Consider the following 8,397-nt stretch of genomic DNA (forward strand, 5'->3'; position numbering starts at 1 on the left):
ACCAATCGATGAGCGGGCACAGCAGAGTGTTCTGGCAACATGACTGACGGTGTCACCACGATGCAGCATCAGCATGGCGGTGAGCCGCCGGGCGTGGTTTTTGTCCTTTGTTTTATGGATAGTTTTCTGCATCAGGCGTCGTTCGGTTCTGGGTATTGGTGCTATGATCGACATTGCTCAGTCCGGCTGGTGATTTGGGATATTCAGCGATTGATCAGATCGCATAAACCGGACTGAGTTCCCTCTAAGGGATCTACTATTCCGAGCAGTTATTTAGCGCAGCCAGTCTTTACGACGCTCAACATTCCAGGGGCGATTCCGGATATCTCTGGCCAGCTCTTTCAGCGTCCAGCACTGGCTGGTTTGCTGCATCTGCTCCCGCAGCCACGCCAGCTTTTCCTGCCGGGATTCGGTCATCCACTTATCGCTGTACTGCCACAGGAAGCGTGTTCCTTTTGCCTGGCGTCGGCTTTCAACTGGCAGGTGGGGATGTTCATTCTGGCGGGTTCTATCCACAACCTCGCCCAGTTGTTTAGCCACGTGATTTTCTCAACCGCACTGGGTAAGTGGATACGCGCTGCCCTTATATAGCCCGCGTTCATGTCCATCGAAAGTGTCTTGATGGTCAACAACTGGCTGTCAGTGAGTGTACGAAGATAACTGGCAAGGCTTTCTGTACCGCGATCATCCGTTAAGGCCAGCGCCCACCCATCGCGATCGGAGATCACTGTTATATAGCGATGTCCTTTTTTAAAAGCGACCTCATCCACATTCATATGACGGGTGGATAATGGCTTTTTTATCCTGGCAAGTCCTCGCTTAACTGCCCGGGTCATAATACCGTCAACCGCATTCCAGCTGAGCTTAAGTTGTTTCCTGACGGCGTCAACAGTGCTGATTTTCAGCCATGAGAGAACGAACGATTCGAACAGTAACGTATACCGGCTACCGGGTCCTGCCCACGGAACAGGGAGGGTCTGGCATCCATGCTCCGGGCACATAATGCGGGGAACATCGGCTTCGACGAGCGTGGCGAATTGGCAGGTATCAAGGTGGCGCCATTTGCGATGACGGTGATCGTGAACAGGGCAGGATTTCCCACAGGTCGGACAGGTTAACTGAGAGGTTTCAGAGATCCCGACAGTGACAGTAACTGAGCCGGCATTTTCATCGAGAGAAACTGATTTGGGCTTTGTTGAATAATAGGTAATCATTCTGTTTTGTCTGCACTGTTTTGGTAGAAAACGCTGATGCCAGACAGAACACCGTCATACGCAAGCATGTAATGCATTGATTTTATGTTATCTGAAACAACCGTTTTCATAGTACCACAGCATAAAATCCATTTATTCAACAAAGCCCTCCATTTGCTGCAGTAAGCGCTGCACAAAGGCCACGTCCTCTTCGCCGAAATAGTGGATCAGCGCCTGATAACTGCCGGGGTCGAGCCGCGGCAGGGCCATATTGCTGCCCGTGTTATGCTGCATAACGTCGTTAATCAGCAAAACCATGGCCTGGCGCAGTGCCTGTTCGCTGCCTGCCACATGCGTGCCGCTCTGGCTACGGACCAGCTCCAGCGCCAGCGGCTGCAACCACTCTTCAATCACCTTGAGGTCATTAACAATCGAAGCGTGACTGATGAAATAACGTTCAGATAACTTACTGATCGAGGTTTCACGTGGCGCGTCTCGTAGCAACTGGGACAGGATTTTTACCCGCCGCGCATTGTTGCTTAAGCCCGCAGACCAGTTATCGTCGCTGGCAACATGCTGCTGCAAGCGAAGCCGCTGTTCATGATCGTGTGTTTCCAGCGCCACACAGCGGCCAGGCAGCTTCACCAGTTGCGCCTGCCAGCCATGCAGCCAGGGTTCCAGACTTTGTAAATCGCGATAAATACTTTTTTCAGAAACGGTTAACTGTTGGGCTAATTGCGCTAATGCCAGCGGCGTGCCCGCCTGTAACAGTAATTTCAGTAATCGGTGTTGTCGTGAAGTCAGATTTTGCATTCAGTCACCTGTCTATTATTTCGTTAGCGGTGCTTAAGTGGCAATTCGTTAAATCCAACCAGGGCATAAAATAAAACCGGTATATGTCGCTGAAATTGAATTTAGGGGGTGAAAGAAAAAGCAACAATACTAAATGTTGTCCCGGGAACGGGACAGGATTAATACGCTATAAATAAGCTGATAATTAATTGCGAGGAAGGTCACAAACTATTAAAAATAAGCGCGCGGGGATTTTTACCGGTGCGGTTTTTTCGGCGACCGGAAAACAGGGAAAAAAGAGTGACCAGCCCGTTCCAGGACTGTGACTAATACCCACGAATAAGGTACTATCCTCGCCAAACAACCGCCGGGTGATCCGCCGTTGCGGGTCACGATGTGAGGATGAGGACTTAATGAGCGAATTGACGCAGGATGGTGCAGAGCGTCTTGCCCTGCATACGTTTACTGAGAATGCGTACTTAAACTACTCCATGTACGTCATCATGGACCGTGCGTTGCCTTACATTGGCGACGGCCTGAAACCCGTCCAGCGCCGCATTGTATATGCCATGTCGGAGCTGGGGCTTAACGCCACCGCCAAATTTAAAAAATCGGCCCGTACCGTGGGTGACGTGCTGGGTAAATACCATCCTCATGGTGACAGCGCCTGTTACGAAGCCATGGTGTTGATGGCACAGCCGTTCTCCTACCGTTATCCGCTGGTCGATGGCCAGGGAAACTGGGGGGCACCTGACGATCCTAAATCTTTCGCCGCCATGCGTTATACCGAGTCTCGCCTGTCGAAGTATGCCGAAGTGCTGCTGGGTGAGCTGGGGCAGGGCACGGCAGACTGGGTGCCAAACTTTGACGGCACGATGCAGGAGCCGAAGATGTTGCCGGCGCGCCTGCCAAACATTCTGCTGAACGGCACCACCGGGATCGCGGTGGGCATGGCAACCGATATTCCGCCGCATAACCTGCGCGAAGTGGCGCAGGCCGCTATCGCCCTGATTGACGATCCGAAAACCAGCCTGGATGCGCTGCTGGAGATTGTGCAAGGGCCGGATTTCCCGACCGAAGCCGAAATTATTACGCCACGCGACGAGATTCGTAAAATCTATCAGAACGGGCGCGGCTCGATTCGCCAGCGTGCGGTGTGGAAAAAAGAGGACGGCGAGGTGGTGATCACCGCGCTGCCGCACCAGGTGTCCGGTGCCCGGGTACTGGAGCAGATTGCCAGCCAGATGCGCAATAAGAAGCTGCCAATGGTCGAGGATTTACGTGATGAGTCCGATCACGAAAACCCGACTCGCCTGGTGATTGTGCCCCGGTCAAACCGTGTCGATCTGGATCAGGTTATGAACCACCTGTTCGCCACGACCGATTTGGAAAAAAGCTACCGTATCAACCTGAATATGATCGGACTGGATAACCGTCCGGCCGTGAAAAACCTGCTAGAGATCCTGTCTGAATGGCTGGTGTTCCGTCGCGATACTGTTCGTCGCCGTCTAAATCATCGTTTAGAACGCGTGCTGCGCCGTCTGCATATCCTGGACGGTTTGCTGGTGGCCTTCATTAATATTGATGAAGTCATTCACATCATCCGTACCGAGGACGAACCAAAGCCAGTGCTGATGTCGCGCTTTGAGATCAGTGAAACCCAGGCCGAAGCGATTCTTGAACTCAAGCTGCGCCATTTGGCGAAGCTGGAAGAGATGAAGATTCGCGGTGAGCAAAGCGAACTGGAAAAAGAGCGCGATCAGCTGCAGGCGACGCTGGCCTCTGAACGCAAAATGAATACGCTGCTGAAAAAAGAGCTGCAGGCAGACAGCAACAGTTTTGGTGATGATCGCCGTTCGCCTCTGCGTGAACGTGAAGAAGCCAAAGCGCTCAGCGAAACCGAGCTGGTTCCGTCTGAGCCGGTTACGATTGTTCTGTCGCAGATGGGCTGGGTGCGCAGCGCCAAAGGACATGATATTGACCCGGCGGGCCTGAGCTATAAAGCCGGTGACAGCTTCCTGGCGGCGGCACGCGGCAAGAGTAATCAGCCTGTGGCCTTTATCGATTCCACGGGCCGCAGCTATACGCTGGACCCCACCTCGCTGCCGTCGGCACGCGGCCAGGGCGAGCCACTGACCGGTAAACTGACGCCACCACCGGGTGCGGTTGTTCAACAGGTATTGATGGAGCCGGAAGAGCAGCGCCTGCTAATGGCTTCGGATGCCGGATATGGCTTTATCTGCACCTTCAACGATCTGATTTCGCGCAACCGTGCGGGCAAAGCGCTGCTGACTCTGCCGGAGAATGCGCGCGTCATGACGCCGATGGCTGTGCATCATGAAGACGACATGCTGTTAGCGATCACTCAGGCGGGCAGGATGTTGATGTTCCCGGTCGGCGAGTTGCCGCAAATGTCGAAAGGCAAGGGCAACAAGATTATCTCGATTCCGTCGGCAGATGCCGCGGCGGGCACGGATAAACTGGCCTGGCTCATGATTCTGCCACCAGGCAGCGCGATTACGCTGCACGTCGGTAAACGCAAGCTGTTGCTGCGCAGTGAAGAGTTGCAGAAATTCCGTGCCGATCGGGGTCGCCGTGGCACGCTGTTACCGCGCGGTCTGCAAAAAATTGATCGGGTCGAACTGGATGCCCCGGCACGTCCTGACAGCGCTGACAGCGACGCGTAATTCATCCGGCTGGTTCATCGCCAGTCGTGTTACATTGAGGAAGCTATGTTACTGATATTACGCACGATTATTGTGGTAATTTATTCGATTCTGGTCTGTGTATTTGGCTGCATCTGGTGTCTGTTCTCGCCGCGCAATCCGCGTCACGTCGCCACCTTTGGTCATCTGTTTGGCAAATTATCGACGCTGTTTGGTCTGAAGGTTGAACTTCGTCGCCCAGAGGGCGCGGATAATTACGGTAATGCGATTTATATCGCTAATCACCAGAACAACTACGATATGGTGACGGCCGCTAAAATTGTGCAGCCCACCACCGTGACCGTGGGGAAAAAAAGCCTGCTGTGGATACCGTTCTTTGGCCAGCTTTACTGGCTGACCGGTAATCTGCTGATTGACCGTGACAACCGGGCCAAAGCTCACGGCACCATTGGCGAGCTGGTCGACCAGTTCAATAAAAAACGGATTTCGTTCTGGATGTTTCCTGAAGGTACGCGCAGTCGCGGGCGGGGATTATTACCGTTTAAAACCGGTGCGTTTCACGCTGCGGTGGCGGCCGGCGTCCCGATCATCCCGATTGTGGTGTCCAATACGCACAATAAAATTAACCTCAACCGCCTGAAAAACGGCCTGGTGATTGTGGAAATGCTGCCGCCGGTAGACGTCAAACAATTTGAGTCGTCGTCTGTGCGCAAACTGGCTACCCACTGTCGTGAACTGATGGCGGCGAAGCTGGAAGAGCTTAACGCCGAAGTCGAAGAACGCGAAAAAAACGGTAAAATCTAACCGACAAATCCGTTGTCGGACTATTCTGCATGGATGCCCCACGGCGAGTGACGTCCTGCGTCGCTCGCCGTGAAAGCAGCACAGCAATGACAGCAATAAAAACAGGGTTGGCGTTTCAGCGCCACGCGTAAAAGGTCTGAAATTTCATGTCTTTCAGCAGACGTCAGTTTATCCAGCTTTCTGCCGGTGTGGCGCTCAGTGCCACGGTAATGCCGCATGCGGCACGTGCCGCTTCCTTGCGTGGTGACACGCCACTTCCCGTTCCACCGTTGATCGAATCCCGCCGGGGTCAGCCGCTGTTTCTGACCTTACAGCGCAGCCACTGGTCGTTTTACGGTGACAATAACAAGGTGCCGGTCTGGGGCATCAATGGCATGTACCTTGGGCCAACTGTCCGTGTTTACAGCGGCGATGATGTCAAACTGATCTACAGCAACCGCCTCAATGAACCGGTTTCGATGACCGTCAGCGGCCTGCAGGTGCCAGGGGCACTGATGGGCGGCGCGCCGCGGATGATGTCAGCGGGCGTCGACTGGGCACCGGTGTTACCGATTCGTCAGAACGCCGCCACCTGCTGGTATCACGCCAACACGCCAAACCGCATGGCACCGCACGTCTATAACGGCCTGGCGGGCATGTGGCTGATCGAGGACGACCTCAGTAAGCAGCTTCCGTTGCCAAAACACTATGGCGTGGATGACTTTCCGCTGATCATTCAGGACAAGCGGCTGGATAATTTTGCGACACCGGTTTATGACCCACCCGCTGACGGCGGTTTCCTGGGCGATACGCTGCTGGTTAATGGCGTACGCAATCCGTTTATTGAGGTATCACGCGGCTGGATGCGCCTGCGGTTGCTCAATGCCTCCAATGCCCGACGTTACGAACTCAGCATCAGTGATAACCGGCCGTTTACGGTCATCGCCAGCGATCAGGGTTTTTTACCGTCGCCGGTAGCGGTACAGCGGTTAACGCTGGCTCCCGGTGAGCGGCGCGAAGTTCTGGTGGATATGTCGCAAGGGGATGAGGTCTCCATTACGGCGGGCACCGCGGCTGGCATCATGGATCGCCTGCGCGGTTTCTTCGAGCCTTCGACGATTTTGACCTCAACGCTGGTGCTCACGCTTCGCCCCACTGGCCTGCTGCCGCTGGTGACGGATAATCTGCCAATGCGTTTACTGGCCGATCAGATTCTGGACGGCGCTTCGGTGCGTACCCGGGAGTTTCGTATTGGCGACAGTATGCCCGGCATCAACGGTGCCGTTTGGGATATGAACCGCATTGATACCACCGCGCAGCAGGGCACATTTGAGCGCTGGATTATCCGTGCCGATCGTCCGCAATCGTTGCATATTCAGGGCGTAATGTTCCTCATTAAGAGCGTGAACGGTGCGCAGTCGATGGGGGAAGACCGGGGCTGGAAAGACACCGTCTGGGTGGACGGCGAGGTCGAACTGCTGGTCAACTTTACCCAAAGCTCTTCAGACCATTTCCCGTTTGTCTATTACAGTCAGACGCTGGAGCTGGCAGATCGGGGAACGGCAGGTCAGCTGCTGGTGCAGCCTGCCACGGCATAACGGAGCAGACTGTGCCGGGCAGGGCTTTCAGCTTTTGCGTTTGGCTAGCGCAGAAGCTGCAACATCAGTTGGGGCATCTGATTTGCCTGGGCCAGCATGGCGGTACCGGCCTGCTGTAAAATCTGCGCCTGTGACATCGCCGATACCTCCGCAGCGTAGTCTACGTCCTCTATCCTGCTACGGGCAGAGGTAAGGTTTGTGACCATATTGTTCAGGTTGGCGATAACCGACTGAAAGCAGTTCTCATAGGCATCCAGCATACTACGCTGACTATCAACGGATTTAATCGCCCGATCGAGATCGGCCAAAGGCGTACCGTCTGTCGCGGTTCCACTTGCTCCGCCGGTAACATCCCCTTTTAAAACGTCAAAGCCTTCTGCCGCAACCGTACGGGCCACGCCATTTACGGTATCTCCTGAGGTCATTTGCCGGATATTAAGTGTTGAGCCGGTGGTACCCGCTTTCAGAAGGTTATAGCTGTCGCTGGCATCCAGATCGATCGTGATCGTTTCGCCGTCTTCCGCACCGACCTGAAAGCGATACGCAGCCGAGCCCGAGCCGGTATTCAGCATACTAATGCCGTTAAAATTCGTTTGTGCGGTAATACGGTTAATCTCCTCCATTCGCTGATTCACTTCTGTCTGAATAGAGTCGATATCCGCAGCGGAGTTGCTGCCATTTTGCGCCTGCACCGTCAGGTCACGTATGCGTTGCAGGTTGTCGTTAATCGTGGAGAACGCCCCTTCAGCGGTTTGTGATAGCGAAATCGCATCATTGGCATTTCTGCCCGCTACCGTCATGCCGTCGATGTTTGAGGTCAAACGATTAGCAATCGCCATTCCCGCCGCATCATCATTTCGCACTGTTAATGCGCAAACCTGAAGACAGGCGCTCAATGGCGGTCGATAAAGCATTTTGAGAGTTATACAGATCGTTTTGAACGATCAACGACACGATATTGGTATTGATAACCGACATGATACGCTCCCTGGTTAAGTCGCTTAACGTTCTGAAAACCGTGAAATGACGCTCAATGGTGGTAGCCGGGATCACGCGACAGGTGTGACAGAAAACAGTATTACCTGCACAACGACGTTTTCACAAAAGCGGAGCGGCTTCGGTGTGTTGCAAAATTTTACCTGTTAAAACAAGGTAAGGTGAGGTGATTAGAATTTTAATTATTTGATTTAAAACACAAAATACAGGGCGGAATTAAGGTGTCAGCGTTCAGCGCAAAAGTAAGCGTCACATTTAAACCGTCTGTGCAGCGGGCTCCGGTTCCGGGAAAATAGTGTCCATCATTTTTTAATGGACACTATCGCGTGAAACACCGGACATGGCTCCTTGAGGCGCTTCGCCTCCATT

Annotated in this window: 3 protein-coding genes and 4 pseudogenes; 3 read left to right on the forward strand and 4 right to left on the reverse strand. The window is 53.8% G+C overall.

What is annotated here, in order from left to right; all coding sequences use genetic code 11:
* The 3 pseudogenes from F7Q90_RS23700 to F7Q90_RS23715 form a co-directional block, all read right to left on the reverse strand.
* A pseudogene (locus tag F7Q90_RS23700) lies at positions 1-174 on the reverse strand (IS630 family transposase); the annotation flags it as partial.
* A 102-nt stretch (positions 175-276) separates the two neighbouring features.
* Positions 277-1,214 (reverse strand): annotated as a pseudogene (locus F7Q90_RS23705) (ISL3 family transposase); the annotation flags it as partial.
* A 147-nt stretch (positions 1,215-1,361) separates the two neighbouring features.
* Positions 1,362-2,006: pseudogene (locus tag F7Q90_RS23715) on the reverse strand (HTH domain-containing protein); the annotation flags it as partial.
* A gap of 392 nt (positions 2,007-2,398) precedes the next feature.
* On the opposite strand from F7Q90_RS23715, the gene parC reads away from it, so the two are divergent.
* The 3 genes from parC (at position 2,399) to ftsP (ending at position 7,032) form a co-directional block, all read left to right on the forward strand.
* On the forward strand, positions 2,399-4,672 hold the full coding sequence (parC, locus tag F7Q90_RS23720) for a DNA topoisomerase IV subunit A (protein ID WP_006118180.1): 2,274 nt from the start codon (positions 2,399-2,401) through the stop codon (positions 4,670-4,672).
* A 45-nt stretch (positions 4,673-4,717) separates the two neighbouring features.
* Positions 4,718-5,455, forward strand: a complete 738-nt coding sequence (locus F7Q90_RS23725) for a 1-acylglycerol-3-phosphate O-acyltransferase (protein WP_006118179.1) — start codon at positions 4,718-4,720, stop codon at positions 5,453-5,455.
* Positions 5,456-5,601: 146 nt separating this feature from the next.
* Positions 5,602-7,032, forward strand: a complete 1,431-nt coding sequence (ftsP, locus tag F7Q90_RS23730) for a cell division protein FtsP (RefSeq protein WP_006118178.1) — start codon at positions 5,602-5,604, stop codon at positions 7,030-7,032.
* Between the two features lie 44 nt (positions 7,033-7,076).
* On the opposite strand, the pseudogene F7Q90_RS23735 reads toward ftsP, so the two are convergent.
* Positions 7,077-8,010, reverse strand: a pseudogene (locus F7Q90_RS23735) (flagellin N-terminal helical domain-containing protein).
* Positions 8,011-8,397: the final 387 nt, after the last annotated feature.

The sequence above is a fragment of the Pantoea stewartii subsp. stewartii genome, from assembly GCF_008801695.1.
GTDB lineage: Bacteria > Pseudomonadota > Gammaproteobacteria > Enterobacterales > Enterobacteriaceae > Pantoea > Pantoea stewartii.

Coding starts and splice junctions, on each gene's coding strand:
- ftsP (WP_006118178.1), top strand. CDS start 5,602: ATGTCTTTCAGCAGACGTCAGTTTATCCAGCTTTCTGCCGGTGTGGCG.
- F7Q90_RS23725 (WP_006118179.1), top strand. CDS start 4,718: ATGTTACTGATATTACGCACGATTATTGTGGTAATTTATTCGATTCTG.
- parC (WP_006118180.1), top strand. CDS start 2,399: ATGAGCGAATTGACGCAGGATGGTGCAGAGCGTCTTGCCCTGCATACG.